Consider the following 26,465-nt stretch of genomic DNA (forward strand, 5'->3'; position numbering starts at 1 on the left):
AGAAAAAGGCTTGCCGTAGCAAGCCTTTGAGGTTCGGGAATCAAGCCTGCTGGCGGTGGATCTTTTCCAGCTTCTTCTTGATCCGGTCGCGCTTGAGGCTGGACAGGTAGTCGACGAACAGCTTGCCGTTGAGGTGATCGCACTCGTGCTGGATACACACCGCCAGCAGCCCTTCGGCGATCAGCTCGTAGGGCTTGCCGTCGCGGTCCAGCGCCTTGATGCGCACCTTCTGCGGACGATCGACGTTCTCGTAGAAGCCGGGTACCGACAGGCAGCCTTCCTGGTACTGGTCCATCTGGTCGGTGAGCGGTTCGAATTCCGGGTTGATGAAAACCCGCGGTTCGGAGCGGTCCTCGGACAGGTCCATCACCACCACGCGCTTGTGCACATTGACCTGCGTCGCGGCCAGGCCGATGCCCGGCGCTTCGTACATGGTTTCGAACATGTCGTCGACCAGCTGACGGATGCCGTCATCGACCACGTCCACCGGTTTGGCGATGGTGCGCAGCCGCGGATCGGGAAATTCAAGGATGTTCAGAATGGCCATATGCGTTTGTGATGCACTTATGGAATAAAGTCAAAAGCCGCTGCTAAGATGCCGAGCAGCATGGAAAACGGCTTAATGCCGCGTTCCAAATGGGTCCGCGGCGCTAGGGCGCTTCACGTGAAGGCACATAATAAAGGGATTCACCACATGAGGAAATCACTACTCGCCCTGCTGCTGGTGGCGGTCGGCGGGCTCGCCCAGGCCGCGGTGCAGCTCAAGGACAATCATCCGGAGCGGTATACCGTGGTGAAGGGCGACACACTCTGGGGCATTTCCGGCCGCTTCCTGCGCGAGCCGTGGAAATGGCCGGAGCTGTGGCATGCCAACCCGCAGATCGCCAACCCTCACCTGATCTATCCCGGCGACACCCTGAGCCTGGTCTATGTCGACGGCCAGCCGCGACTGGTGCTAGACCGCGGTACCTCGCGCGGCACCATCAAGTTGTCGCCGACCGTACGCACCACGCCGATGGCCGAGGCCATCCCGACCATCCCGCTGGAAGCGATCAACAGCTTCCTGCTGAGCAACCGCATCATCGACACTGCCGAGCAGTTCCAGGGCGCTCCGTACATCGTCGCCGGCAATGCCGAGCGCGTGATCAGCGGCGCCGGCGATCGCATCTATGGTCGCGGCGCGTTCGAAGCGAACATGCCGGCCTACGGCATCTTCCGCCAGGGCAAGACCTACGTCGACCCGGACACCGGTGAATTCCTCGGCATCAACGCCGACGATGTCGGCTCCGTCGAGATCGTCGAGATCGAAGGCGACATCGCCACCATGCAACTGACCCGGACCACCCAGGAAGCGCGCATCGGTGATCGCCTGTTCCCGGGCGAGGAGCGCGCGGTCAACTCCACCTTTATGCCGAGCGCCCCGTCCACCCAGGTCGAAGGCGTGATTCTGGATGTGCCGCGCGGCGTCACCCAGATCGGCCAGTTCGATGTGGTCACGCTGAACAAAGGTGCTCGTGACGGTCTGCAGGACGGCAACGTGCTGGCGGTGTACAAGACCGGCGAAACCGTGCGCGATCGCGTGACCGGCGAGAACGTGAAGATCCCGGACGAGCGCTCCGGTCTGCTGATGGTGTTCCGCACCTACGACAAGCTCAGCTACGGCCTGGTGCTGCAGGCGACCCGCTCGCTGTCGGTGAAGGACAAGGTCCGCAACCCCTGAACTAAGAAAGCCCCGCGAATGCGGGGCTTTTTCATGCTGCGATAACACCGCAAGGACGCGGTGCCAGGAGACAAGGAGTGTCTTTCATGCCTGCCATTTCCCCCGCCGAGCTTGAAGCCCGGCTGCGTCTTCATCTGTTGCCGGAACTCGGTCCGCGGCGCCTGCAGCGGTTGCTCAGGGCGTTCCCCGATGCCGCGTCGGCCCTCAGCGCGCCGGCCAGCGCCTGGCGCTCCCTGGGTCTGCCGGTCAGCTGCGCCGAACCGCGTCGCAGCAGCGAGGTTCGCGAGCGGGCCAGTGCCGCCCTGGCCTGGCTGCAAGCCCCAGGTCGACATGTGATCTGCTGGGACGATCCGGCCTATCCCGCCCTGCTGGCGGAGCTGCCGGATGCCCCGCCTCTGCTGTTCGTCGCTGGCGATCCGACCTTGCTCGAACGGCCGCAGCTGGCGGTAGTCGGCAGCCGCCGCGCCTCGCGAAACGGCCTGGACAATGCCCGCGCGTTTTCCCGCAGCTTGGCCGGCGCGGGTTTCGTCATCACCAGTGGACTGGCGCTGGGAATCGACGGCGCTGCACATCAGGGTGCGCTGGATGCAAACGGCAAGACCGTCGCGGTGCTCGGCACCGGCATCGAACGGCTGTATCCGCAGCGCCATCTCAGCCTGGCCAAGCAGATCGTCGAACATGGCGGTGCGCTGGTGTCCGAATTGCCGCTGGACTGCCCGCCACAAGCGAGCAACTTTCCGCGCCGCAACCGCATCATCAGCGGCCTTTCGCTGGGCGTGCTGGTGGTCGAGGCGAGTCCGTCCAGCGGTTCGCTGATCACCGCGCGTCTGGCCGCCGAGCAAGGCCGCGAAGTCTATGCGATTCCCGGTTCGATCCATCATCCTGGCGCACGCGGCTGCCATCAGCTGATCCGCCAGGGCGCGGCGCTGGTGGAGTCGGTAGAGGATGTCCTGCAGGCCCTGCGCGGCTGGCAGCGCCTTGCGCCGCTGGCTGATGAAGCGTCGAAGCCGCCGCAGACGGATCACCCATTGCTGCGCGAACTGCTGGCGGCGTCGCGCAGCAGCGAGGCGCTGGCGGCCGCGCTCGATCAGCCGCTGGGTCAGGTGCTGGCACAACTGACCGAGCTGGAGATCGAGGGTCAGGTCAGCTGCGACAACGGACTCTGGTCGGTGCTGATGCGCTAGCCGGCATCGCCTGGATGCGACGGTGCCAGGCTTAACGGCTCACTGTTGCAGGCTGTTGCGAATCGGCCCGATCGCCCCCTGCTCGACGGCTGGCGCCTTGGGTACACTGCCGGCTTTTCATCCAGGCAGAGGTCGGCATGATTGGCGATTGGCGTGTGCAGCAGGTGGCGCGGGTGGTCCGGGCTGGCGGGGTGATCGCCTATCCGACCGAAGCGGTCTGGGGTGTGGGCTGCGACCCGTGGGACGAAGACGCGGTGATGCGCTTGCTGGCGCTCAAAGAGCGACCCGTGGAGAAGGGCCTGATCCTCATCGCGGACACCGTGGAACAGTTCCACTTCCTGCTGGATGACCTGCCGGAGCGCTGGCTGGATCGCCTGGCAGGGACCTGGCCGGGGCCCAACACCTGGCTGGTACCGCACCGCGGCCGCTTGCCCGAGTGGATCACCGGACGGCATGACAGCGTGGCCCTGCGCGTCACCGACCACCCGCTGGTCAAGCGCCTCTGCGCGCTGACCGGGCCGCTGGTGTCGACCTCGGCCAACCCCGCCGGGCGGCCCGCGGCGCGTTCGCGGCTGCGGGTGGAACAGTATTTCCCGCAGCAGCTAGACGCCGTGTTCAATGGTGCGCTGGGCGGCCGGCGCAATCCCAGCGTCATCCGTGACCTGCGCAGCGGCGAGGTAATTCGTCCGGCCTGACCCGGCGAATCGATGGCGGCGCGGCTGCCCTACAGCGGCAGCCGCCACCGTGTTCAGGGCAGCAGAATGGTCGATCCGGTGGTCTCCCCCGCTGCCAGTTTGCGCTGCGCTTCGGCGGCATCGCCGAGTGCGTAGCGCTGGCCGATCTCGACCTTGACCTTGCCGCTGTCGATCATCTCGAACAGCTCGTCGGCCATGGCCTGCAGGCGCTCCGGGGTGTCGGCATAGCCAGCCAGGGTCGGGCGGGTGACAAACAGCGAACCCTTTTGCGCCAGCACTCCGAGGTTGACCCCGGTGACGGCGCCGGACGCATTGCCGAAGCTCACCAGCAGCCCGCGCGGAGCGACGCAATCGAGGGAAATCTCCCAGCTGTTCTTGCCCACCGAGTCGTAGACCACCGGGCACTTCTTGCCTTCGGTCAGCTCCAGTACGCGCTGCACCACGTCTTCGCAGCTACGGTCGATGGTCGCCCAGGCACCGAGCGCCTTGGCGCGTGCGGCCTTCTCCGCCGAGCCGACCACGCCGATCAGCCGAGCGCCGAGCGCATGCGCCCACTGGCAGGCAATGGAGCCAACGCCGCCGGCCGCGGCATGGAACAGCACGGTCTCGCCAGCCTGCAGCGCGTGAGTCTGACGCAGCAGATACTGACAGGTCAGGCCCTTGAGCATGACCGCGGCAGCCTGTTCGTAGCTGATGGAGTCCGGCAGCTTGACCAGGTGGCGAGCCGGCAGCGTGTGATACTCCGCGTAGGCACCCAGCGGACCGGTGGCATAGGCGACACGATCACCGGGCTGCAGATGCTGCACGCCCTCGCCCACCGCATCGACCACCCCGGCACCCTCGGTGCCCAGACCGGACGGCAGGCTTGGCGGCTGGTACAGGCCGCTACGGAAATAGGTGTCGATGAAGTTCAGGCCGATGGCGTGGTTGCGGACGCGCACCTCGCCGGCAGCCGGTGCGCTGAGGGGCACATCGACCTGTTCCAGGACTTCGGGACCGCCGTGCTGGCTGAATTGGATGCGCTGGGACATGTCTGGCTCCTGGTCATTTAAAGAGCGCCTATCGAACCTGCCGGGGCTGCGTTCGTCAATCGGGCTGATGTTATGCTTGCCGGCCGACCCCGTTTCAAGCACCGCTCAGCCACGCGCCGCTGGCTGCGTGCGGTCATTCGCAAGGTGATTTCGTGAACGACAGGACCGAAGCCGTCAAAGCCTATCTGCTGGATTTGCAGGATCGAATCTGCGCCGCCCTGGAGGTCGAAGACGGCGGTGCCCGCTTCGTCGAGGATGCCTGGACGCGGCCTGGTGGCGGTGGCGGCCGGACGCGGGTGATCGAGAACGGCGCGCTGATCGAGAAAGGCGGGGTGAACTTCTCCCATGTGCACGGCGACAGCCTGCCGCCATCGGCCAGTGCCCACCGGCCTGAACTGGCCGGTCGCAGCTTCGAGGCGCTGGGCGTGTCGCTGGTGATCCACCCGCACAACCCCTACGTGCCCACCTCCCATGCCAATGTGCGCTTCTTCATCGCCGAGAAGGACGGCGAGGAACCGGTCTGGTGGTTCGGCGGCGGCTTCGACCTGACGCCCTACTACGGTTTCGAGGACGACTGCGTGCATTGGCACCGGGTCGCCCGGGACGCCTGCGCACCCTTCGGCGCCGAGGTCTATCCGCGCTACAAGGAGTGGTGCGACCGCTATTTCCACATCAAGCACCGCAACGAACCGCGCGGCGTTGGCGGACTGTTCTTCGACGACCTGAACCAGTGGGATTTCGACACCAGCTTCGCCTTCATGCGTGCGGTCGGCGATGCCTATCTCCAGGCCTATCTGCCCATCGTGCAGCGGCGCAAGGCCACCCCGTTCGGTGAGCGCGAGCGGCAGTTCCAGCTGCTGCGCCGCGGCCGCTACGTCGAGTACAACCTGGTCTATGACCGCGGCACCCTGTTCGGCCTGCAATCGGGTGGCCGCACCGAATCGATCCTGATGTCGCTGCCGCCGCAGGTTGCCTGGGGCTATGACAAGCGCCCCGAGCCGGGCTCGCCGGAAGCGCGGCTGACCGAGTACTTCCTCAAGGACCGCGACTGGCTGGCCGCCGCGCCCGCCTGAACGAAGACGGCATCCGGCCCGAGGTTTCGGCGCTGGAGTCGATGCGTCTCGCACCGGGTCTGCAGCCCGCATTTGAAACAGAGGTATTGGATGGACCGCTACGGCGTCTTCGGCAACCCCATCGGCCACAGCAAGTCACCGCAGATTCATGCGCTGTTCGCCGCACAGACCGGCCAGGCGCTGAGCTATGAGCCGCTGCTGGCGCCGCTGGATGACTTCCCCGCGTTCGCGCGTGACTTCTTTCGCGAAGGCCGGGGTGCCAACGTGACCGTGCCGTTCAAGGAGCAGGCCTATCGCATGGCCGACGAGCTGACCGAGCGTGCGCGCCGCGCCGGTGCGGTGAATACCCTGAAGAAGCTGGAGGATGGTCGCCTGCTGGGCGACAACACCGATGGCGCCGGGCTGGTCGCCGACCTGCTCAATGCCGGCGTGACCCTGAGCGGCCGCCGCATCCTGCTGCTGGGCGCCGGGGGTGCCGTGCGTGGCGTACTGGAGCCGCTGCTGGCGCACCGGCCGGCGGCGCTGGTCATCGCCAATCGCACCGCGAGCCGGGCCGAACAGCTGGTGCAGGAATTCGCCGAGCTCGGTCCGCTGTCGGCGAGCGGCTTCGCCGAGCTTGCCGAACCGGTCGACCTGATCGTCAACGGCACGTCGGCCAGCCTCGGTGGCGAGCTGCCGCCCTTGGCCGACAGCCTGATCGTTGCCGGCCGCACCTTCTGCTACGACATGATGTACAGCGCCGAGCCGACGCCCTTCTGCCGCTGGGCCGCGGCGCTGGGTGCGACCACCCGCGACGGTCTCGGCATGCTGGTGGAGCAGGCGGCGGAAGCCTTCGAACTCTGGCGCGGCGTGCGCCCGGATACCGCGCCGGTACTGGCCGAGCTACGGCGCCAGCTGGGCTGAGAGGGCTCTTGGCCGGCCAGATGCCCGCTGGCCATTGGCTGGCCCACGCGCGCAGACATCCATAAGCCGCGCCCAGACGACCAGAAAGGGCTAGCTACGAAAATGGATGCGCTGATGCAGGTGCTGCGGGCGCTCCAGCTCGTCCACGATACCGGCCGCGATGCGCTGCAGCTCGTGAAAGGGATTGGTTTCGCCCTTGCCGGCGGCTTCGGCCAACGTCTCGATGGTCAGCTGGTTGCCGGCCGGGGGCGCATCCACCAGCGTCCACTTGAGCGGATGCGCGGCCAGCCGCTGCAAGGCGGCCTCGACCTCCGGCTGTCGCTCGATGGCCGGGAAGTCGGCGATCAACAGCAGCCGCTCGACGCCGACACGCTCAAGCCCGAGCAGCAGCGCTTCCACCGCCTGGTAGAAATCGCGCCGGGCGGACTCGCCGGTGATGGCATCGGTGCTGGGCAGGCGCGGCGTGTGGTACAGACAGATCACCGCATTCATCCCTGCCACGCTTTCGCTGACGCTCAGCGGATCGAACGGGTCGCCCGGCTTGGTCCGCAGGCCCGGCCGGGCAGACAGCGAATTGAGATCGTCCAATAGCGCCACAGCCTCGTGCTGCCGGCTGAGCAACTCGACCAGCAGCGCACTGCCGAGATCGTCATGCGCGCCGTACAGGGCGAACTTGAGGCGTGGCGTTTCGGCGTTGAGCATGGTCGGTCAGCGGCGGGTGACCAGATAGCCGATCAGGGCAAAGGCACCGGCCGCCAGGGCCAGCGTGCCCAGCGGATGTTCCTTGGCACAGTCGCGTGCGGCGCGGCTGGCCTCACGGGTGCGCTTGGACAGATCGGCATAGTGCTCGTCCCAGTGCTGGTCGTGCCAGAGCGATTCGGCACGCGAACGCAGGGCGCTGAGGCGATGGCGCGAGTCACGTGCGGCGTCGTGCTTGAGCTCGTCGAGCGCGCGCATCAGGCTGTCGATCTCGCGTTGGACTTCTTCGCGGGTGGTGGGCTTGTGGCTGAACATGGCGGGACCTCCCCTCGGTAAGTGTGTGCGTTTGACCCCGAAACGTTGCAGAGGTGCGGCCAGAGGCCGGCTTTGCTGGCCGAGCAGACCACATCAAGATGTGTCCGGACCGGCCAGCCGCGCTGGTCGACATCCGACGAACCGTTCATCGGGAACAGGCGAGCCGCCCGTCGATTCCCTATACTGCGTCACAGTTCCGGAGCGCTTTATTCCGGCGCATCCCGCGCCGCAGCGCCCTTTTCCAGCGGGGAAATCCAATCGTGAAATTGCGTCGTACGGTGGCCAGCCTGTTGTTCGCCTGCCTGGCCTCGTTGCCGGTGATTCATGCCCAGGCGGCCAAGCCGATGGTTCAGGAGCTCGCCTCGGGCAGCGCCCTGCTGGTCGACCTGAACACCAACGAGGTGCTCTATTCCAGCAATCCCGACATGGTCGTGCCGATCGCTTCGGTGACCAAGCTGATGACCGCCATGGTGGTGCTGGATGCCAAGCTGCCGCTGGACCAGGCGCTACCGGTGACCATCCGCGATGCCAAGGAGATGCAGGGCGTTTACTCCCGGGTGCGCATCGGCAGCGAGATCAGCCGCCGAGAGATGCTTCTGCTGACCCTGATGTCCTCCGAGAACCGAGCGGCCGCCAGCCTCGCCCATCACTATCCGGGCGGCTATGCGGCATTCATCCAGGCGATGAACGCCAAGGCCCGGGCGCTGGGCATGAGCCGTACGCACTACGTCGAGCCCACCGGCCTTTCCGAGCGCAACGTCTCCAGCGCCAACGACCTGGTCAAGCTGATTCGCGCCAGTCGCCAGTACCCGCTGATCCAGCAGTTCAGCACCACCGACGAGAAGACCGTGGCCTTCCGCAAGCCCAACTACACGCTGGGCTTTCGCAATACCAATGCCCTGGTGCGCAAGAACAACTGGGACATCCAGTTGAGCAAGACCGGCTTCACCAATGCTGCCGGCCATTGCCTGGTGATGAGCACCACCATGAAGCAGCGGCCGGTGGCCTTCGTGGTGCTCGACGCGTTCGGCAAGTACACCCACATGGCTGACGCCAACCGCCTGAAGAAGTGGCTGGAAACCGGCACGGTTACGCCGGTACCGGCCGCTGCCCTGGCCTACAAGCAGCAGAAGCAGGCCCAGCGGCAGCTCGCCGGCCAGCCGGCCGATGCTGCCCAGGCCCTGCTGGAAACCCGCTGAACCCGGCTCTCGCGGCGCGGCGAAGTGGGCCGCGCCGCGAGCCGGATGAGAATCGAAGGGCTTTCTTGAGTTTGCGCAACTCTTTTCCCCGAGAGTCGTTCCTATCATGAACGTCATTCGCAACTGCGCCCCGTCGAGCCGTCGATGAACCGTCGCCGTCTACCTGCCTGGCTCGCCAGCCTGGCCCTGCTGATGCACCTGCTGAACATGCCGCTGTCCGGCATGCTGCCGGCTGACGCCAAGCGGCTGCTGGGCTGGAGCGGGCATTGCCCGCTGCAGCAGGCCGGCGTATCGCCGGGCCATGCCATGCACGGCGCCGACACGGCCGGCGAGCATGGCTCCGGCACCCACCATGGCGGGATGCCGCCGTGCTGCTGCTGCGCAGGGTCCATCGGTCTCGCCGCACTGCCGGCACCGTCGCTGCAGCTGCCGCAGGACGTGCAGGGAGGCGCTGTCCGGATCGCCGAAACCCGGGTTCACCGGCCATCTCCGCGGCAGCAGTGGCCCTCGCTGAATCCGCGCGCCTCACCCCTCGCCTGACGCCCTCGGCGTCACCCTTAGTCGCTGTGCCTGAACCGCCCGCACCTGCCATCCGGCAGCGTGCCGGCGCCTGCCGACGGCTGCTCGCCGTGGCCATGCCTGTTGCACAAGGAAACCTGCGAGATGCATCCCCTCTCTGCGCAATCTCCGCGGCGCCTCGCGCTGCCCCGTCTTCTCACCGTGGCCCTGGCCGCCACGTATCTGCCGGCAAGCCTGGCCGATACCGCGCTGTCGCTGGGCAGCAGCACCGTCACCGCGAACCCGTCCAGCGGCAGCCTGCCGACCAGCAGCGTGGTCAGCTCGGTGGACCTGCTGGGCAGCGACATCCTCGAACAGCAGCCGGTGCTCTATAGCTGGGAGCTGTTCCGCCGTGCGCCGGGGGTGATGCTCACCGAGTTCGGCCAGGGCACCAGCTCCGGCAAGCTGTCCTTTCGTGGCTTCAACGGCGAGGGCGAGGTCAACGCGGTCAAGCTGCTGATCGACGGCATCCCGAGCAACAGCAACGACGGCAACATGCCCTACCTGGACATGCTGTTCCCGCTGGAGATCGACGGCATCGAGGTGGTGCGCGGTACCAACGATCCGCGCTACGGCCTGTACAACATCGCCGGCAACGTCGCCGTGCAGTCGCGCATCGGTGGCGACTACGGCAAGGCGCGGCTGCGCTACGGCAGCTACGACACGCAGGAGCTGCAGCTGGCCAAGGGCATCGAAAGCGGCAACTGGACGCAGAACTACTTCATCGGCCAGCAGAAGAGCGATGGCTACCGCGACCATGCCGGCAGCGAGCGCACCAGCCTGTCCGGCAAATGGTTCTACTCGCCGGACGCCGGCAACTGGCGCCTGGGCCTGATCGCCCGGCACTACGAGGCCGAAGCGGACGAGCCGGGGTACCTGTCCCGTGAGGACGCACGGCACTCGCCCCGCCAGTCCTATGCGCTGTCGGCCAGCGACATGGGTGAGCGGCGCATGAACCAGCTCAGCCTGCATCTGGACAGCCAGCTGGCCAGCGACCTCAGCTGGGCGACCAAGGTCTGGATCAACACCCTGGATGACGACCGCTGGGTGCGTTTCTCCCAGGCCCAGCCGCAACAGCGACGCACCAGCGAGGAGAAGCACTACGGCGCGCGTACTTCGCTGACCTACCGGCCGGACGTGTCCTGGCTCCATGATCTGGCCCTCGAAGGCGGGCTGGACACCGAACAGCAGCGCAACCGCAGCGAGCGCTACACCACCGTCGAGCGCCAGGTCGTGACCCAGACCCGCGACCAGCGCTTCGACTACGACAGCTACGGCGCGTACCTGCAGGCGGTGATCCAGCCGGTGAAATCGCTGAAGATCATCCCGGCATTTCGCGTCGACCGCATTCGGGGTGACTTCACCGACGAGCTGAGTGGCAACGATTACGCGATCAACGACTACGGCAGCATCGAGCAGCCGAAGATCAGCCTGATCTACACCCCCATCGAGCAGCTGAGCCTGTATGGCAACTGGGGGCGGACCTTCCAGATCGGTACCGGCGCGGCCGCCTACAAGGTGCCGCCGCGCACCAGCGATCTCTCGCCGTCGATCAATGACGGCTGGGAAACCGGCATCAAGTTCAGCCCGGTGCACTGGCTCGACGGCCGCGTCGCCTACTGGGAGCAGGTCGCCACGGACGAGGTGCGGCGCCGGCTCAACGATCCCAGTGGCGAATCGGAAAACCTCGGGCAGACCCGTCGCTGGGGCTACGACGCCCAGCTCAACCTCTACCCTGCCAGCGCTCTGAATCTGTGGCTGGCGCACTCCTGGCAGTTCTCCGAGATCGAAAAGGCCGACCCTAGCCTGCCGGCCAGCCAGGGCCAGGAGATCGATCATGTGCCGCGGCGCCTGTACTCGGCCGGCAGCAGCTATCAGGCGACGCCGGACCTGCAGCTCAGCGCCTGGCTCAACGGCCAGACCGATTACTACCTCGAGCGCGAGAACACCCAGGGCAAGTACGGCGGTTACGTGCTGTTCAACCTGGGCGCCAGCTACCAGCTGACCGAGCAGCTGGCCGTCGACCTGCAGCTGAAGAACCTCACCGACCGCTACCACGAATACGTCTGGTACGACGGCGCGCAGACCCTGCATGCGCCGGGCGATGGCCGCGCGCTGTATGCCGCCGTGACCCTGGACTTCTGACCGGCATGAAGCGCTCTCTGTACCTGATGCATCGCTGGCTCGGCATCGCCCTGGGGTTGTTCGTCCTGGCCTGGGTCGTCAGCGGCGTGGTGATGCTCTTCGTCGGCTATCCCAAGCTGACACCGGCCGAGCATCTGGCGCGACTGGCACCACTGGATGCCGGCTGCTGCATCGCGCCGGGTGCGGCGCTTGCCGCCAGTGGCGATCCGCGTACCCCGCTCAGCCTGCGCCTGACCGGTGCCGGCGGCTCGCCGCGCTACCTGCTGGACTACGGCGACGGACCGCTGCTGGCGGTGGATGCGCGCAGCGGTCGGCGCATCGAGCGCATCGGTCCTGCCGAGGCGCTGGCCAGCGCGCGGCAGTTCGCGGACGGTGCCGAGGTGCGCTTGCTCGATCGGGTCGAGGAGGATGCCTGGACGCGCAACCATGCCCTGGCCCGCGAGCGACCGCTGTATCGCTTGCAGGCGGACGATGCCGAAGGTCGGCTGCTCTACGTCTCCAGCCACAGCGGGCTGGTGGTGCGCGATGCCAGCGCCCACGAGCGGGCCTGGAACCTGCTGGGCGCCTGGCTGCACTGGCTCTATCCATTGCGCGAGGTGATGCCGAAGGCCGCCTGGTCGCCGCTGCTGGTCTATGGCGCCCTGCTCGGCGCGGTGCTGGTGCTGCTGGGCATGCTGATCGGCCTGCTGCGCTGGCGCTTCACCGGGCGCTACCGCAACGGATCGCACTCGCCCTACCCGGCTGGCGCCAGCCGTGTGCACCACGTCGGCGGTCTGCTGGTCGGCGTCGTGCTGCTGGTCTGGCTGGTCAGCGGCATGCTGTCGATGGAGCCCTGGGGGCTGTTCGAGAAACGCTCGAGCATCGATGCCGCCGCGCTGCGGCAAGCGCCGCTAAACGCCGAAGCGCTGGATGCGGATCTGGCCTCCTCGCTGGCCCGATTCCGCGCGGCTGGTTTCGAAGCGGTGGAACTGCAGTGGCATATGCTCGGCGATCAGCCCTATCTGGTCGGCCTCGATGCCAGGGGCGATACGCGCATTCTGCCCGCCGCATCCGCCGGGCCGGCGCAGGAACACCTTGAGCGCGCGGTACTGGAGCGCCAGGTCCGCGAGGCCTGGCCGGAACAATCGCTGCACTTCGAGTGGCTGGAACAGGAGGATTTCCACTACTACGCTCGCAGCGAACCAAGCCTATACAGCCATCTGCCGCGCCGCTTGCCGCTGCTGCGGGTGCGCTTCGACGATCCGGCCGCCACCTGGCTGCACATCGACCCCTACAGCGGTGCCGTCATCGAACAGCTGGATCAGCGCCGGCGTGCCGTGCGCTGGGCGTTCAAGCTGCTGCACAGCTGGGACTGGCTGCCCTTGCTGCAACGGCCGCTGCTGCGCGACGGCCTGCTGCTGGCCTTCAGCGCGGGTGCGCTGGTGATCAGCCTGAGCGGGGTGTTGCTGGGCTGGCGACGGCTAAGGCCGCGGGCGCGGCGTCGCCAGGTGCGCCGGCCGGTTCAGCCGCCGCGGTTGTCGTAGGCGGCTTCGTTGCTGTCCTGCTCGCCGGCGCGGGCCTGTTCGTGGGTCAGCTGCAGCTTGAGGCGCTGCAGCGCGTCGGCATTCCAGCCGGGCGGGCTGCTGACCAGGCGCCAGGCATCGACATAGTCGGCCGGCGCATAGACGTGGCCGTAGCCGGGCGGCGTCGGCGTGGTCACCGCCATGTCCACCGCCAGCTGCAACATGGTTACCAGCGGGAACCAGCGTAGCGACGGCGATACATCCGGCCCGCGCGGCTCGGCCAGCCAGTCGGGGCGGCGCCAGGCGTAGCGATGGTCGAAGAAGGTGATCGGATCGCTGGCGTACTGCAGGTAGAGCAGACGCATCGGCCCCCAGGGCGCATCGGCCGGCTCCGCTGTGCCCTGCTGGTTCATGAAGCGGACGAAGCGGCCTTCGCGGAACCGTGGACGCCATTCGGGGCTGTCCGGGTCGCGGCTGTCGGTGAGTGTGCGCCACAGGTCGCTGCGAAACGGCGGACCGCTCCAAAGCGCGCCGTGGATGGGATCGCCGAGCAGTTCGTGCAGCTCCCAGGAACGTTGCGAATGCAGCGCGCCGAGGCTCAGGCCATGCAGATACAGGCGCGGTCGGCGTTCGGCCGGCAGTTCGGTCCAGTAGCCATAGATCTCGGCGAATAGCGCGCGGGCCACGTCGCGGCCGTAGTCGGCCTCCACCAGCAGCGCCAGCGGGCTGTTCAGATAGGAGTACTGCAACGCCACGCTGGCGATATCGCCGTGGTGCAGGTATTCCACTGCGTTCATCGCCGCCGGGTCGATCCAGCCGGTACCGGTGGGCGTCACCAGCACCAGCACCGATCGCTCGAAGGCGCCGCTGCGCTGCAGCTCGCGCAAGGCCAGACGCGCCCGCTGGCGCGGGGTTTCTGCCGCGCGCAGACCGACGTAGACGCGAATCGGCTCGAGCGCCGAGCGGCCGCTCAAGGCGCTGATATCCGCCGCCGACGGGCCGGAGCCGATGAACTCGCGGCCGGTCCGGCCCAGCTCCTCCCAGCGCAGCAACGAGGCCCGGCTGCCGCTTTTCAGCGGCGAGGCCGGTGGTGCCGTCTCCGGTTCGATCAGGGCGTCGTACTGCGCGAAGGATGCGTCCAGCATGCGCAGTGCCCGCGCCGCCAGCACATCGCTGAGCAGCGACCAGAACAGCGCCAGCGCCACCAGCACGCCGATCACGTTGGCCAGGCGCCGTGGCACCACGCGGTCGGCGTGCCGCGAGACGAAGCGCGACACCAGCCGATACAGACGCGCCAGCGTCAGCAGGATGAGAAAGGTCGCCAGCGCGGTGAGAATGACTTCGAGCAGGTGCGCGCTGCTCACCGGCGGCATGCCCATCAGCGCGCGTACCGCGTTCTGCCAGCCGGCGACCTGGCTGAGGAAATACCCGGCCAGCAGCAGGCAGCCGACCGCGATCAGCAGATTGACCCGCTCGCGCTGCCAGCCCGGGCGCTCCGGCAGTTCCAGATAGCGCCACAGCCAGCGCCAGAACACGCCGAGGCCATAGCCTACCGCGAGCGCCGCGCCGGCCAGCACGCCCTGGCTCAGCGTCGAGCGCGGCAGCAGCGAGGGCGTCAGCGCCGCGCAGAAGAACAGCGTGCCCAGCAGCAGGCCGAAACCGGACAGCGAGCGCCAGATATAGAGGACGGGCAGGTGCAGCATGAAGATCTCCGCGGTCGGGTGACGGCGTCGCCGCCTCGGCATATCGAGGCGTGTCCGGTCGTGCGGTTCCCGTGATGGTCCGCAGCAGGCCATTCCGATGCAACGATGGCCGAGCGGCCGACTCAAACGTCTACATTTCCCTAGTGCTGCCGGAACCGATCGCCGATGAGCATCCCAGACAACACCTATATCGAATGGCTGGTCAGCCAGTCCATGTTGCATGCGGCCCGCGAGCGGTCGCGTCATTACGCCGGCCAGGCGCGTCTCTGGCAGCGGCCTTATGCCCAGGCCCGCCCGCGCGATGCCAGCGCCATCGCCTCGGTGTGGTTCACCGCCTATCCGGCGGCCATCATCACGCCGGAAGGCGGCACGGTACTCGAGGCCCTCGGTGACGATCGCCTCTGGAGTGCGCTGTCCGAACTCGGCGTGCAGGGCATCCACAACGGGCCGATGAAGCGTTCCGGTGGCCTGCGCGGACGCGAGTTCACCCCGACCATCGACGGCAACTTCGACCGCATCAGCTTCGATATCGACCCGAGCCTGGGGACCGAGGAGCAGATGCTGCAGCTCAGCCGGGTGGCCGCGGCGCACAACGCCATCGTCATCGACGACATCGTGCCGGCACACACCGGCAAGGGTGCCGACTTCCGCCTCGCGGAAATGGCCTATGGCGACTACCCCGGGCTGTACCACATGGTGGAAATCCGCGAGGAGGACTGGGAGCTGCTGCCCGAGGTGCCGGCCGGGCGTGATTCGGTCAACCTGCTGCCGCCGGTGGTCGACCGGCTCAAGGAAAAGCACTACATCGTCGGCCAGCTGCAGCGGGTGATCTTCTTCGAGCCGGGCATCAAGGACACCGACTGGAGCGTCACCGGCGAGGTCACCGGGGTCGACGGCAAGGTGCGTCGCTGGGTCTATCTGCACTACTTCAAGGAGGGCCAGCCGTCGCTGAACTGGCTCGACCCGACCTTCGCCGCACAGCAGCTGATCATCGGCGATGCGCTGCATGCCATCGACGTCACCGGCGCCCGGGTGCTGCGCCTGGACGCCAACGGCTTCCTCGGCGTGGAACGGCGCGCCGAGGGCACGGCCTGGTCGGAGGGCCACCCGCTGTCCGTCACCGGCAACCAGCTGCTTGCCGGGGCGATCCGCAAGGCCGGCGGCTTCAGCTTCCAGGAGCTGAACCTGACCATCGATGACATAGCCGCCATGTCCCACGGCGGGGCCGATCTGTCCTACGACTTCATCACCCGCCCGGCCTATCACCATGCGTTGCTCACCGGCGATACCGAATTCCTGCGCATGATGCTGCGCGAAGTGCACGCCTTCGGCATCGACCCGGCGTCACTGATCCATGCGCTGCAGAACCATGACGAGCTGACCCTGGAGCTGGTGCACTTCTGGACGCTGCACGCCTACGACCATTACCACTACAAGGGCCAGACCCTGCCCGGCGGCCACCTACGCGAACATATCCGCGAGGAAATGTACGAGCGGCTGACCGGCGAACACGCGCCGTACAACCTCAAGTTCGTCACCAACGGGGTGTCCTGCACCACCGCCAGCGTGATCGCCGCGGCGCTTAACATCCGTGATCTGGACGCCATCGGCCCGGCCGAGGTGGAGCAGATCCAGCGTCTGCATATCCTGCTGGTGATGTTCAATGCCATGCAGCCCGGCGTGTTCGCCCTCTCCGGCTGGGATCTGGTCGGCGCCCTGCCGCTGCCCGCCGAACAGGTCGAGCACCTGATGGGCGATGGCGATACCCGCTGGATCAATCGCGGCGGCTATGACCTCGCCGATCTGGCGCCGGAGGCGTCGGTCTCCGCCGAAGGCCTGCCCAAGGCCCGCTCGCTGTACGGCAGCCTGGCCGAGCAGCTGCAGCGGCCAGGCTCCTTCGCCTGCCAGCTCAAGCGCATCCTCAGCGTGCGCCAGGCCTACGACATCGCTGCCAGCAAGCAGATCCTGATTCCCGATGTGCAGGCGCCAGGACTCCTGGTGATGGTCCACGAACTGCCTGCCGGCAAGGGCGTGCAGCTCACGGCACTGAACTTCAGCGCCGAGCCGGTCAGCGAGACCATCTGCCTGCCCGGCGTGGCGCCCGGCCCGGTGGTGGACATCATTCACGAGAGTGTGGAGGGCGACCTCACCGACAACTGCGAGCTGCAGATCAACCTCGACCCGTACGAGGGGCTCGCCCTGCGTGTGGTGAGCGCCGCGCCGCCGGTGATCTGAGCGCCCTCTTCGCGCGCCCCGGGTCCGCCGCTATAGTGCGCAGCGCCTGGGGCGCGCATCGCCCTCGCCGTCGAGACCAGCCCGTGTCGTTCACTTCGCTTTTCCGCCTTGCGCTGCTGCCGCTGGCGCTGCTTGCCGCACCCGTATGGGCGCAGACCGCCTGCCCGCCCGGCCAGCAGCCGATCTGCCTGAGTGGCAGCTGCCTCTGCGTGCCGGCCGCCGCCAGCGATCCACAGGCCGTCTACGACCGCGTGCAGCGTATGGCCACGCTGGCCCTGCAGAACTGGATCCAGCAGTCGCGCGACCGCCTGGTGGCCGGCGGTGTCGAGCCGATACCGCTGCACATCCGCTCGCAGCTCGAGCCGTATTTCGATCTTGCCGTGCTGGAGAGTGCGCGGTACCGCGTCGGCGACGAGGTGGTGCTGAATGCCGGCAACACCCTACTGCGCAACCCGGACGTCAATGCCGTGACCCTGATCGACGTCATCGTCTTTCGCCACGAGGAGGATGCCCGGGACAACGTCGCGCTCTGGGCACATGAGCTCAAGCACGTCGAGCAATATCTGGACTGGGGCGTCGCCGAGTTCGCCCGGCGCTACACGCAGGATTTCCGTGCCGTGGAGCGCCCGGCCTATGCGCTGGAACGTGAGGTGGAAGAGGCCCTGCGCGAGACGCAGACGCGGCGCTGAGCGAGCTGATCGGTGCTGCTGCCTGCAGTGGGCTGAAGCCCACCAATGACACCGGCGAAAACGAAAAACCCCGCCGAGGCGGGGTTTCTGACGCGGGTTGCGCGGTCAGGCTCAGAAGGCCGGAACGACGGCACCCTTGTACTTTTCCTCGATGAACTGGCGTACTTCCTCGCTGTGCAGCGCGGCAGCCAGTTTCTGCATGGCATCGCTGTCCTTGTTGTCCGGACGGGCGACCAGGATGTTCACGTACGGCGAGTCGCTGCCCTCGATCACCAGGGCGTCCTGGGTCGGGTTCAGCTTGGCTTCCAGCGCGTAGTTGGTGTTGATCAGCGCCAGGTCGACCTGGGTCAGCACGCGCGGCAGGGTCGCGGCTTCCAGTTCGCGGATCTTGATCTTCTTCGGGTTCTCGGCGATGTCCTTCGGCGTGGCGGTGATGCCGGCGCCGTCCTTCAGACCGATCACGCCGGCCTTGTCCAGCAGCAGCAGTGCGCGGCCGCCATTGGTGGCATCGTTGGGAATGACCACGGTGGCGCCGTTGGCCAGTTCGTCCAGCGACTTGACCTTGCTCGAGTAGGCACCGAAGGGCTCGATGTGTACGCCGGCGACGCTCACCAGCTCGGTGCCCTTGCCCTTGTTGAATTCATCCAGGTACGGCTGGTGCTGGAAGAAGTTGGCGTCCAGGCGCTTCTCGGCGACCTGGATGTTCGGCTGCACGTAGTCGGTGAATACCTTGACGTTCAGCGTCACGCCCTGCTCGGCCAGCTGCGGCTTGACGAACTCCAGCAGCTCGGCATGCGGCACGGCGGTGGCGGCCACGGTCAGGGTTTCGGCGGCCTGGGCGGAAAACGCCGCGACGGTGGCCAGGGCGGCAATCAGTTTCTTCATCGTTCGGTTCCTTCAGGAGTTGAGCGGGGTGCGAAGGTTCGCTCGCCCTGGTTGCGGTTCATTTGCGCGAAAAGTGGGTCACCAGCCGGTCGCCGAGGCTCTGCAGCAGCTGCACCAGCACCAGCAGCAGGACCACGGTGACCACCATCACGTCGGTCTGGAAGCGCTGGTAGCCGAAGCGGATGGCCAGGTCGCCAAGGCCGCCGGCACCCACCACACCGGCCATCGCGGTGTAGGACACCAGGGTGATGGCGGTGACGGTGATGGCGGCGATGATGCCCGGACGCGCTTCCGGCAGCAATGCGCTGAAGATGATCTGCCGGGTGGTGGCGCCCATGGCCTGGGTCGCCTCGATGATGCCGCGGTCCACCTCGCGCAGCGCGGTCTCCACCAGCCGCGCGAAGAACGGCGCGGCGCCCACCACCAGCGGCGGGATGGCACCGGCCACGCCCAGCGAGGTGCCGGTGATCAGCACGGTGAACGGAATCATCACGATCAGCAGGATGATGAACGGCAGCGAGCGCAGCACGTTGACCACGAACGACAGCGCGGCGTACAGCGGGCCGTTCTCGAACAGCTGGCGCGGACCGCTGAGAAACAGCAGCACGCCCAGCGGCAGGCCGAGCAGAATGGTGAACAGCAGCGAGCCGCCGAGCATCAGCAGGGTGTCCAGCGTGGCCAGCCAGATTTCGTACCAGTCCACGTTCCCCAACAAAGAGCTGAACAAGGCTTCCATCAGCGCAGCACCTCCACATGCACGTCAGCGGCTTGCAGACGGCTCATCGCCGCTGCCATGTCACCACCGATCAGCGCCAGGGTGAGCTGGCCGTAGGGGGTGTCCTTGATGCGGTCGATGCGCCCGGACAGGATGCTGTAGTCGACCCCGGTTTCACGGGCGACAGTGCCCAGCAGCGGCTTGTAGGTGGCGTCGCCCTGGAACGTCAGGCGCAGGATGCGACCCGGCACGTGGGCAAAGTCATCGTGCATGTCGCCCTCGTCCACCGCCTCGTCTTCCAGCACGAAACGCTGGGTGGTCGGATGCTTGGGATGCAGGAACACCTCGGTCACCGGACCCTGTTCGACGATCGCGCCGCCGTCCATCACCGCCACGCGGTCGCAGACACGGCGGATCACGTCCATCTCATGGGTGATCAGCACGATGGTCAGCTTCAGCTCGCGGTTGATCTCGGCCAGCAGTTGCAGCACCGAGGCGGTGGTCTGTGGGTCGAGGGCACTGGTGGCCTCGTCGCAGAGCAGGATGCTCGGCTCGGTGGCCAGCGCGCGGGCGATGCCGACGCGCTGCTTCTGGCCGCCGGAGAGCTGTGCCGGGTACTTGCGTGCATGGTCCTTGAGCCCGACGCGTTCGAGCAGGCTGGCGACGCGGGCGTCGATCTCGCTGCGCGAGCGGATGCCGGCCAGGCGCAGCGGCATGGCGACGTTGTCGGCCACCGTCTTGGACATCAGCAGGTTGAAGTGCTGAAAGATCATCCCGACGCGCTGGCGGAAGCGCCGCAGGCCGTCGGCATCCAGCGCGGTGACGTCCTCGCCGTTGACCAGGATGCGTCCGCCGGAGGGCTCCTCGAGGCGGTTGATCAGGCGCAGCAGCGTGCTTTTGCCGGCGCCGGAATGGCCGATCAGACCGAACACTTCACCGGAGGCGATTTCCAGCTGCGTCGGTTGCAGCGCGGGAATATCGCGGCCGGCGGTCCGATAGGTTTTATGGACTTGATGGAATTCGATCACGGGCGAACCTTGTGGGTGCGACGTTTGTTGCCGGGATGATCGGCGAAAGCCCGGCATTCTACCCGTTTGCCGGCGACGTCGCTCGCCTGCGCCGCTGCGATTGAGCAAATCCATGGCGCTGATAGGCAAAGCAAATCGTCGCAGGCGGCAACCTTGCGGTGATCAATGGGGTCACTAACCGGTACGCCGTGAATCGATCATATGTCTGCCCCGCGTTCCGGGCCGATCGTTCGCGGTACCGCTCACCGCAAACGGAGGCCCACCATGACCGACAAAACCCCGCAACAGAGCGAGCTGGCCGGTACCGACACTGTCGACCGCGCCAATCACAACGCCAAGCTCGACCAGCTGGAAGCGTTTCGCAGCGACGCCACCGGCGAGGCGCTGCGCACCAATCAGGGCGTGAAGATCGCCGACAACCAGAACACCCTCAAGGCCGGCGACCGTGGGCCCTCGCTGCTCGAAGATTTCATCATGCGCGAGAAGATCACCCACTTCGACCATGAGCGCATCCCCGAGCGCATCGTGCATGCCCGCGGTGCCGCGGCGCACGGCGTGTTCGTCAGCTACGCCGACCACAGCTGGCTGACCAAGGCCTCGTTCCTCGCCGCCGAAGGCAAGGAGACGCCGGTGTTCGTGCGCTTCTCCACCGTGCAGGGCTCGCGCGGCTCGGCGGACACCGTGCGCGACGTGCGCGGCTTCGCCACCAAGTTCTACACCGATGAGGGCAACTTCGACCTGGTCGGCAACAACATGCCGGTGTTCTTCATCCAGGACGCCATCAAGTTTCCGGACTTCGTCCACGCGGTGAAACCCGAGCCGCACAACGAGATACCGCAGGCGCAATCGGCCCACGATACCTTCTGGGATTTCGTCTCGCTGACGCCTGAGTCCGCACACATGGTGCTCTGGACCATGTCCGACCGCGCCCTGCCGCGCAGCTACCGGGCGATGGAAGGCTTCGGCGTGCACACCTTCCGCCTGATCAATGCCGAGGGCGTCAGCCGCTTCGTCAAATTCCACTGGAAGCCGGTGGCCGGCGCCTTCTCGCTGGTCTGGGACGAAACGCTGAAGATCGCCGGCAAGGACCCGGACTTCAACCGCCGCGACATGTGGGAGTCCATCGAGATGGGCGACTACTTCGAGTGGGAGCTGGGCGTGCAGGTGGTCGAGGAGGCCGACGAGCACAAGTTCGACTTCGACCTGCTGGACCCGACCAAAATCATCCCCGAGGAGCTGGTGCCGGTGCAGAAGCTCGGCAAGATGACCCTCAACCGCAACCCGGACAACTTCTTCGCCGAGACCGAGCAGGCCGCCTTCCACATCGGCCATATCGTGCCGGGCATCGACTTCACCAACGATCCGCTGCTGCAGGGCCGGCTGTTCTCCTACACCGACACCCAGCTGCTGCGTCTCGGTGGGCCGAACTTCCACGAAATTCCGATCAACCGTCCGCTGTGTCCGTTTCACAACAACCAGCGCGACGCCTTCCATCGCCAGACGATCCACAAGGGCCGCGCCAACTACGAGCCCAACTCCATCGACAACGGCTGGCCCAAGGAAACCCCGCCGGCAGCTCAGGGCGGCGGTTTCGAGAGCTATCCGGAGCGGGTCGAGGGGCACAAGATCCGCAACCGCAGCGAATCCTTCGGCGACCACTTCTCCCAGGCCACGCTGTTCTGGAACAGCATGAGCGGCCCGGAGAAGGAGCACATCATCGGTGCCTATACCTTCGAGCTGGGCAAGGTCGAGCGGGTGTTCATCCGCGAGCGTCAGGTCAACGAGATCCTCGCCAACATCGACTTGGAGCTGGCCCGCCGCGTGGCCGAGAACCTCGGCCTGCCGGCACCCGCTGCGCCGACCGTGGCGCCGAAGGTACCGACCCCGCAGAGCTCGCCGGCCCTGAGTTTGATGAACCATGCACCGGGCAATATCAAGTCGCGCAAGATCGCCATTCTGGTGGCCAACGGCGTCGATGGTGCAGCGATCGATGCATTCAAGGCCAAGCTGGCCGAGCAGGGCGCGCTGGCCAAGATCATCGGCCCTTCGCCGGCGCCGGTGAAGACGGCGGACGGCAAGATGCTGCCGGTCGACGCCGCGATGGACGGCATGCCCTCGGTGATGTTCGACGCCGTGTTCGTCCCCGGCGGTGCCGATGCGGCGGCGGCCATGGCCAAGTCCGGCGAAGCCAAGCACTACCTGCTGGAGGCCTACAAGCACCTGAAACCCATCGTGGTGCTCGGTGCGGCACGGCCGCTGCTGGCATCGCTGAACCTCACTGCCGACAGCGGGCTGCTGGAGGGCGATGACGTCGATGCGGTATTCGGCAACTTCGCTCAGGCGCTCGGTCAGCACCGGGTGTGGGCGCGTGAGGCCGCGGCGGAGGCGATCCCGGCGTAACGGGTCAGGGTAGGGTGGATGGCCGAAGCCATCCACACGGATGAGGCGCCAGGTCCGGCATGAGGCGAAACCGGGCACTGGCGCGTGGAAAATCGCTTCGCGGGTTTCCATCCTACGCAGGCTCCAGGGCCGCCGGGCGGCTGGTCAGCCGTCCTGCAGCTCCCGCCAGTGCAGGAACAGCCGCAGGTCGAACTCGATCTGCCCGTAGCCGGGCAGCATGTGTTCGCACAGCTTGTAGAACGCACGGTTGTGCTCGCTCTCGCGCAGGTGGGCGAGTTCGTGCACCACGATCATCCTGAGAAACTCCGGCGCCGCGTCGCGGAACAATGCGGCGACGCGTATCTCCTTCTTTGCCTTGAGCTTGCCGCCCTGCACCCGTGACACCGCGGTATGCAGGCCCAGCGCCCGATGGGTCAGGTCCAGCCGATTGTCGTAGAGCACCTTGTCGATCGGCGGCGTGCTTTTCAGGTACTCCTGCTTGAGCGTCTGCACGTAGCCGTACAGCGCCTTGTCGCTCTGCACCTCATGCCGTGCGGGGTAACGCCGCTGCAGATAATCGCCCAGACGGTTCTCTGCAATCAGCTGGCGCACCTGAACCAGCAGCGCTTCAGGGTAGCCGCGCAGGTACTTGAGATCGGTCATGCGCGCTTCGGCCAGGCGAAGCTGAGCAGGAACAGTGCGGCGGCGCTGACCACGATGGACGGCCCGGCGGGGGTGTCTTCGAACCAGGACAGCGTCAGTCCCAGGCACACGGCGACGATTCCGAGGATGCTTGCGCCCAGCGCCATCTGTTCCGGCGTGCGCGCATGGCGCTGTGCGGCGGCGGCGGGAATGATCAGCAGCGAGGTGATCAGCAGCACGCCGACGATCTTCATCGCCACGGCAATCACCACGGCGATCAGCAGCATCAGCGCCAGGCGGATGCCGGCCACTGGCAGGCCTTCGACCTTGGCCAGCTCCTCGTGCACGGTGATCGCCAGCAGCGGCCGCCACAGCGGGATCAGCATCAGCAGCACCAGCGCGCTGCCGCCGATGATCCAGGCCAGGTCGCTCGGCCCGACGGCCAGCAGGTCGCCGAACAGGTAGCCCATCAGGTCGACACGCACATCCTTCATGAAGCTCAGCGAGACCAGGCCGAGCGATAGCGTGCTGTGGGCCAGGATGCCGAGCAGGGTGTCGGAGGCCAGCGGCTGGCGCTGCTGCAGGGTCACCAGCAGCAGGGCGAGCAGCACGCAGCCGACGGTCACCGCCAGCGTCAGGTTGACGTCCAGCATCAGGCCGAGGGCGACGCCGAACAGCGCGGCGTGGGACAGGGTGTCGCCGAAATAGGCCATGCGCCGCCAGACGACATAGGAGCCGAGCGGGCCGGCGACCAGCGCCAGGGCCAGGCCGGCGAGCAGCGCATTGAGAAGGAAATCGGGCATCTGATGCTCTGTCTAGTGCTTGCAGTCCGGGCCGTGGACGTGGGGTTTGCCGATCACCACGCTACCGTGCAGGTCGTGGCTGTGATCGTGCTGGTGGTGGTAGATCGCCAGGCTGCGCGCATCCTGGCCGAACAGCTCGACGAAGGCCGGGTCGCTGCTGACCTGTTCCGGATGTCCGGAGCAGCAGACGTGGCGGTTCAGGCAGACCACCTGATCGGTGGCACTCATCACCAGGTGCAGGTCGTGGGAGACCATCAGCACGCCGCAGCCGTAGCGGTCGCGCAGCACGCCGATCAGCCGGTACAGCTCGGCCTGGCCGGCGACGTCGACGCCCTGCACCGGTTCGTCCAGCACCAGCAGCTCCGGTTCGCGCAGCAGGGCGCGGGCGAGCAGCACGCGCTGCATTTCGCCGCCGGAGATCTTCTGCAGCGGGCTGTCGATCACATGCTCGGCACCGACTTCACCCAGCGCCGCGAGGGCGCGTGCGCGGTCGACGCCGGGGACCAGGCGCAGAAAGCGCAGCACCGACAAGGGCAGGGTGGGGTCGACGTGCAGCTTCTGCGGCATGTAGCCGACGCGCAGCCGCGGCTTGCGCCAGACCTGGCCATGGTCGGGCTTGAGCAGGCCGAGCACGGCGCGCACCAGGGTGGTCTTGCCGGCCCCGTTGGGGCCGATCAGGGTGACGATCTCGCCGCGATGCACCTGCAGTTGCGCGCCTTCCAGCACGTTCTGGTTGGCGAAGCGCACATGGATGTCATCCAGCCGCAGCAGTACCTCGCTCATGCGGCGTTCCGGCAGTTCGAGCAGAGCCCGACGACTTCCACGGTCTGGCCTTCGACGGAGAAGCCAACGCTGCCGGCGGCGCTGTCGATGGCCTCGGCGATGGCCGGGCGCTCCAGCTCGATGGCGGTGTGGCAGAGACGGCAGATGAGGAACTGGCCCTGATGCGGATGCTCCGGGTGGTTGCAGCCGATGAAGGCGTTGAGCGAGGCGATGCGGTGCACCAGGCCGTTCTCCAAGAGGAAATCCAGCGCGCGGTACACGGTGGGCGGCGCGGCGCGTCGGCCGTCCTGCTCGCTCAGCACGGCAAGAATGTCGTAGGCGCCGAGCGGCTTGTGGCTCTGCCAGACCAGCTCCAGCACGCGCTTGCGCAGCGCGGTCAGGCGCACGCCCTGGCGTGCGCAGAGGCTGTCGGCTTCGGCCAGCGCGTGGCTGACGCAGTGGTCGTGGTCATGGGGCGTGCAGGCCAGCGGGGTCTTGGACATGGGCGGCGACGTGTTGGGGGAGAGACGTTATTATGTACCAATTCAACCCCTTCGAGTGATGCCCGTGAATCGTCTTTTCTCCCTCCCGTTGCTGGCGGCGCTGCTCGCCGGTGCCACCTGCGCCCAGGCCGAAGTGCGCGTTCTGACCAGCATCAAGCCCTTGCAGCTGATTGCCGCGGCGGTGCAGGACGGCGTCGGCCAGCCCGATGTGCTGCTGCCGGTCAGCGCCTCGGCGCACCACTATTCGCTGCGCCCGTCCGACGTGCGGCGTCTGCGCGATGCCGAGCTGTTCTATTGGATCGGTCCGGATCTGGAGAGCTTCCTGCCGCGCGCGCTGAGCGCTCGTGAAGGGACGACGGTGGCCGTGCAGGACCTGCCGAAGCTGACCCTGCGGCGCTTCGGCGATGCGCACGCACATGCCGAAGACGATCATCACGACCACGACCACGACCACGACCACGACCACGACCACGACCACGACCACGATGACGCGCATGACGGGCATGAGCACGACCACGCCGCCCATGCCGACGAGCACGATCACGACCATCGTCCGGGTTCGCTCGATGCGCACCTGTGGCTGCTGCCGGCCAACGCCGTGGTGATCGCCGAGCGCATGGCGGCGGATCTGGCTGCTGCCGATCCGGCCAACGCCGGGCGCTACCAGGCCAACAGCAGCGCTTTCGCCGAGCGCGTCGAGGCACTCGACGGACGGCTCAAGCAGCGTTTCGCCAAGGTGCAGAACAAGCCGTTCTTCGTCTTCCATGAGGCCTACGACTACTTCGAGGCCGCCTACGGGCTGCGCCATGCCGGCGTGTTCACTGCCGGTGGCGAAGCGCAGCCGGGCGCGCGGCATGTGGCGGCGATGCGCGAGCGCCTGCAGCAGGCCGGACCGAGCTGCGTGTTCAGCGAACCGCCGGCGCGCCCGCGCCTGGCTGAAACGCTGACCGCCGGCTTGCCGGTGAAGATGGCTGAACTGGATGTGCTGGGCGTCGGCCTGCCGACGGACGCCAAGGGCTACGAACAGTTGCTCGAAGGTTTGGGCGACACCCTGGCGGACTGCCTGGAGTCGCTGTGATCTGGTGGCCTGTCTGGTG

The 26,465-nt window shown here is 66.9% G+C and carries 25 protein-coding genes; 13 read left to right on the forward strand and 12 right to left on the reverse strand.

Annotation, left to right across the window (positions count from 1 at the left end; genetic code table 11):
• Nucleotides 1-40 precede the first annotated feature (40 nt).
• Nucleotides 41-547, reverse strand: a complete 507-nt coding sequence (gene def, locus PSTAB_RS00140; RefSeq protein WP_011911272.1) for a peptide deformylase — start codon at nt 545-547, stop codon at nt 41-43.
• A 147-nt stretch (nt 548-694) separates the two neighbouring features.
• Between def and PSTAB_RS00145 the strand changes: the two genes are divergently transcribed.
• From PSTAB_RS00145 to tsaC, 3 genes are all read left to right on the forward strand, one after another.
• Nucleotides 695-1,720 carry a LysM peptidoglycan-binding domain-containing protein gene (locus PSTAB_RS00145; RefSeq protein ID WP_013981193.1) on the forward strand — a complete coding sequence of 342 codons (1,026 nt, stop codon included), beginning with the start codon at nt 695-697 and terminating at the stop codon, nt 1,718-1,720.
• An 86-nt stretch (nt 1,721-1,806) separates the two neighbouring features.
• Complete coding sequence (dprA, locus tag PSTAB_RS00150; RefSeq protein WP_013981194.1) at nt 1,807-2,904, forward strand: DNA-processing protein DprA; 1,098 nt, start codon at nt 1,807-1,809, stop codon at nt 2,902-2,904.
• A gap of 137 nt (nt 2,905-3,041) precedes the next feature.
• Nucleotides 3,042-3,599, forward strand: a complete 558-nt coding sequence (tsaC, locus tag PSTAB_RS00155; RefSeq protein ID WP_013981195.1) for an L-threonylcarbamoyladenylate synthase type 1 TsaC — start codon at nt 3,042-3,044, stop codon at nt 3,597-3,599.
• A 53-nt stretch (nt 3,600-3,652) separates the two neighbouring features.
• Here tsaC and PSTAB_RS00160 read toward each other — a convergent pair whose 3' ends face one another.
• Nucleotides 3,653-4,630 (reverse strand): NADPH:quinone reductase, encoded by a 978-nt coding sequence (locus PSTAB_RS00160; protein WP_013981196.1) that lies wholly within the window; start codon nt 4,628-4,630, stop codon nt 3,653-3,655.
• 152 nt (nt 4,631-4,782) lie between these two features.
• On the opposite strand from PSTAB_RS00160, the gene hemF reads away from it, so the two are divergent.
• Both hemF and aroE read left to right on the forward strand, forming a co-directional pair.
• The gene (gene hemF, locus PSTAB_RS00165) at nt 4,783-5,703 is read left to right on the forward strand and encodes an oxygen-dependent coproporphyrinogen oxidase (RefSeq protein ID WP_013981197.1); all 921 of its coding nucleotides are present in this window, start codon (nt 4,783-4,785) and stop codon (nt 5,701-5,703) included.
• A 90-nt stretch (nt 5,704-5,793) separates the two neighbouring features.
• Entirely contained in the window at nt 5,794-6,606 is an 813-nt protein-coding gene (gene aroE, locus PSTAB_RS00170) for a shikimate dehydrogenase (protein WP_013981198.1), read from the forward strand.
• Between the two features lie 90 nt (nt 6,607-6,696).
• Here the strand turns inward: aroE and PSTAB_RS00175 are convergent, their stop codons facing one another.
• Nucleotides 6,697-7,308 (reverse strand): NAD(P)-dependent oxidoreductase, encoded by a 612-nt coding sequence (locus PSTAB_RS00175; RefSeq protein WP_013981199.1) that lies wholly within the window; start codon nt 7,306-7,308, stop codon nt 6,697-6,699.
• Between the two features lie 6 nt (nt 7,309-7,314).
• Nucleotides 7,315-7,620, reverse strand: a complete 306-nt coding sequence (locus PSTAB_RS00180) for an ElaB/YgaM/YqjD family protein (RefSeq protein ID WP_011911280.1) — start codon at nt 7,618-7,620, stop codon at nt 7,315-7,317.
• Between the two features lie 260 nt (nt 7,621-7,880).
• Here PSTAB_RS00180 and pbpG point away from each other — a divergent pair, with 260 nt between their 5' ends.
• The 4 genes from pbpG to PSTAB_RS00200 all read left to right on the forward strand — a co-directional run bounded on the left by pbpG (nt 7,881) and on the right by PSTAB_RS00200 (nt 13,045).
• Complete coding sequence (gene pbpG, locus PSTAB_RS00185; protein WP_013981200.1) at nt 7,881-8,819, forward strand: D-alanyl-D-alanine endopeptidase; 939 nt, start codon at nt 7,881-7,883, stop codon at nt 8,817-8,819.
• A 144-nt stretch (nt 8,820-8,963) separates the two neighbouring features.
• Nucleotides 8,964-9,359 carry a DUF2946 domain-containing protein gene (locus PSTAB_RS00190; protein ID WP_013981201.1) on the forward strand — a complete coding sequence of 132 codons (396 nt, stop codon included), beginning with the start codon at nt 8,964-8,966 and terminating at the stop codon, nt 9,357-9,359.
• A 123-nt stretch (nt 9,360-9,482) separates the two neighbouring features.
• Entirely contained in the window at nt 9,483-11,522 is a 2,040-nt protein-coding gene (locus tag PSTAB_RS00195; protein WP_013981203.1) for a TonB-dependent receptor, read from the forward strand.
• A 5-nt stretch (nt 11,523-11,527) separates the two neighbouring features.
• Nucleotides 11,528-13,045: a sodium:proline symporter gene (locus tag PSTAB_RS00200; protein WP_013981204.1), complete on the forward strand. Its 1,518-nt coding sequence runs from the start codon at nt 11,528-11,530 to the stop codon at nt 13,043-13,045.
• Here the strand turns inward: PSTAB_RS00200 and PSTAB_RS00205 are convergent.
• Nucleotides 13,024-14,727 (reverse strand): alpha/beta hydrolase, encoded by a 1,704-nt coding sequence (locus PSTAB_RS00205; protein ID WP_013981205.1) that lies wholly within the window; start codon nt 14,725-14,727, stop codon nt 13,024-13,026. The two genes, PSTAB_RS00200 and PSTAB_RS00205, sit on opposite strands and share 22 nt — an antisense overlap.
• 165 nt (nt 14,728-14,892) lie before the next feature.
• Between PSTAB_RS00205 and treS the strand changes: the two genes are divergently transcribed.
• On the forward strand, nt 14,893-16,962 hold the full coding sequence (treS, locus tag PSTAB_RS00210; RefSeq protein WP_013981206.1) for a maltose alpha-D-glucosyltransferase: 2,070 nt from the start codon (nt 14,893-14,895) through the stop codon (nt 16,960-16,962).
• A gap of 83 nt (nt 16,963-17,045) precedes the next feature.
• Entirely contained in the window at nt 17,046-17,651 is a 606-nt protein-coding gene (locus tag PSTAB_RS00215) for an eCIS core domain-containing protein (RefSeq protein ID WP_013981207.1), read from the forward strand.
• A gap of 111 nt (nt 17,652-17,762) precedes the next feature.
• Here PSTAB_RS00215 and PSTAB_RS00220 read toward each other — a convergent pair whose 3' ends face one another.
• Genes PSTAB_RS00220 through PSTAB_RS00230 form a run of 3 tightly spaced genes read right to left on the reverse strand, consistent with a single transcriptional unit; the run spans nt 17,763 to nt 20,279 of the window.
• Nucleotides 17,763-18,536, reverse strand: coding sequence for a MetQ/NlpA family ABC transporter substrate-binding protein (locus PSTAB_RS00220; protein ID WP_013981208.1), 774 nt, complete (start codon nt 18,534-18,536; stop codon nt 17,763-17,765).
• Nucleotides 18,537-18,594: 58 nt separating this feature from the next.
• Nucleotides 18,595-19,272, reverse strand: coding sequence for a methionine ABC transporter permease (locus PSTAB_RS00225; protein ID WP_011911288.1), 678 nt, complete (start codon nt 19,270-19,272; stop codon nt 18,595-18,597).
• Nucleotides 19,272-20,279: a methionine ABC transporter ATP-binding protein gene (locus PSTAB_RS00230; protein WP_013981209.1), complete on the reverse strand. Its 1,008-nt coding sequence runs from the start codon at nt 20,277-20,279 to the stop codon at nt 19,272-19,274. The genes PSTAB_RS00225 and PSTAB_RS00230 overlap by 1 nt, the downstream gene beginning before the upstream one ends.
• A gap of 201 nt (nt 20,280-20,480) precedes the next feature.
• Here PSTAB_RS00230 and katE point away from each other — a divergent pair, with 201 nt between their 5' ends.
• Nucleotides 20,481-22,679 carry a catalase HPII gene (gene katE, locus PSTAB_RS00235; RefSeq protein WP_257719830.1) on the forward strand — a complete coding sequence of 733 codons (2,199 nt, stop codon included), beginning with the start codon at nt 20,481-20,483 and terminating at the stop codon, nt 22,677-22,679.
• Nucleotides 22,680-22,823: 144 nt separating this feature from the next.
• Here katE and PSTAB_RS00240 read toward each other — a convergent pair whose 3' ends face one another.
• Genes PSTAB_RS00240 through zur form a run of 4 tightly spaced genes read right to left on the reverse strand, consistent with a single transcriptional unit; the run spans nt 22,824 to nt 25,368 of the window.
• Nucleotides 22,824-23,321: a YgjP-like metallopeptidase domain-containing protein gene (locus PSTAB_RS00240; RefSeq protein WP_013981211.1), complete on the reverse strand. Its 498-nt coding sequence runs from the start codon at nt 23,319-23,321 to the stop codon at nt 22,824-22,826.
• Nucleotides 23,318-24,103 (reverse strand): zinc ABC transporter permease subunit ZnuB, encoded by a 786-nt coding sequence (znuB, locus tag PSTAB_RS00245; RefSeq protein WP_013981212.1) that lies wholly within the window; start codon nt 24,101-24,103, stop codon nt 23,318-23,320. Before znuB ends, PSTAB_RS00240 begins: the two co-directional genes overlap by 4 nt.
• Nucleotides 24,104-24,115: 12 nt before the next feature.
• Nucleotides 24,116-24,886, reverse strand: coding sequence for a zinc ABC transporter ATP-binding protein ZnuC (znuC, locus tag PSTAB_RS00250; protein WP_013981213.1), 771 nt, complete (start codon nt 24,884-24,886; stop codon nt 24,116-24,118).
• Nucleotides 24,883-25,368 (reverse strand): zinc uptake transcriptional repressor Zur, encoded by a 486-nt coding sequence (zur, locus tag PSTAB_RS00255; protein ID WP_013981214.1) that lies wholly within the window; start codon nt 25,366-25,368, stop codon nt 24,883-24,885. The genes znuC and zur overlap by 4 nt, the downstream gene beginning before the upstream one ends.
• 64 nt (nt 25,369-25,432) lie before the next feature.
• Here zur and znuA point away from each other — a divergent pair, with 64 nt between their 5' ends.
• A complete protein-coding gene (znuA, locus tag PSTAB_RS00260) occupies nt 25,433-26,446 on the forward strand; it encodes a zinc ABC transporter substrate-binding protein ZnuA (protein ID WP_013981215.1) in 1,014 nt (337 codons plus the stop codon).
• The last annotated feature ends 19 nt before the right edge of the window (nt 26,447-26,465 follow it).

This window comes from Stutzerimonas stutzeri, assembly GCF_000219605.1.
In the GTDB taxonomy this organism is placed as follows: domain Bacteria; phylum Pseudomonadota; class Gammaproteobacteria; order Pseudomonadales; family Pseudomonadaceae; genus Stutzerimonas; species Stutzerimonas stutzeri.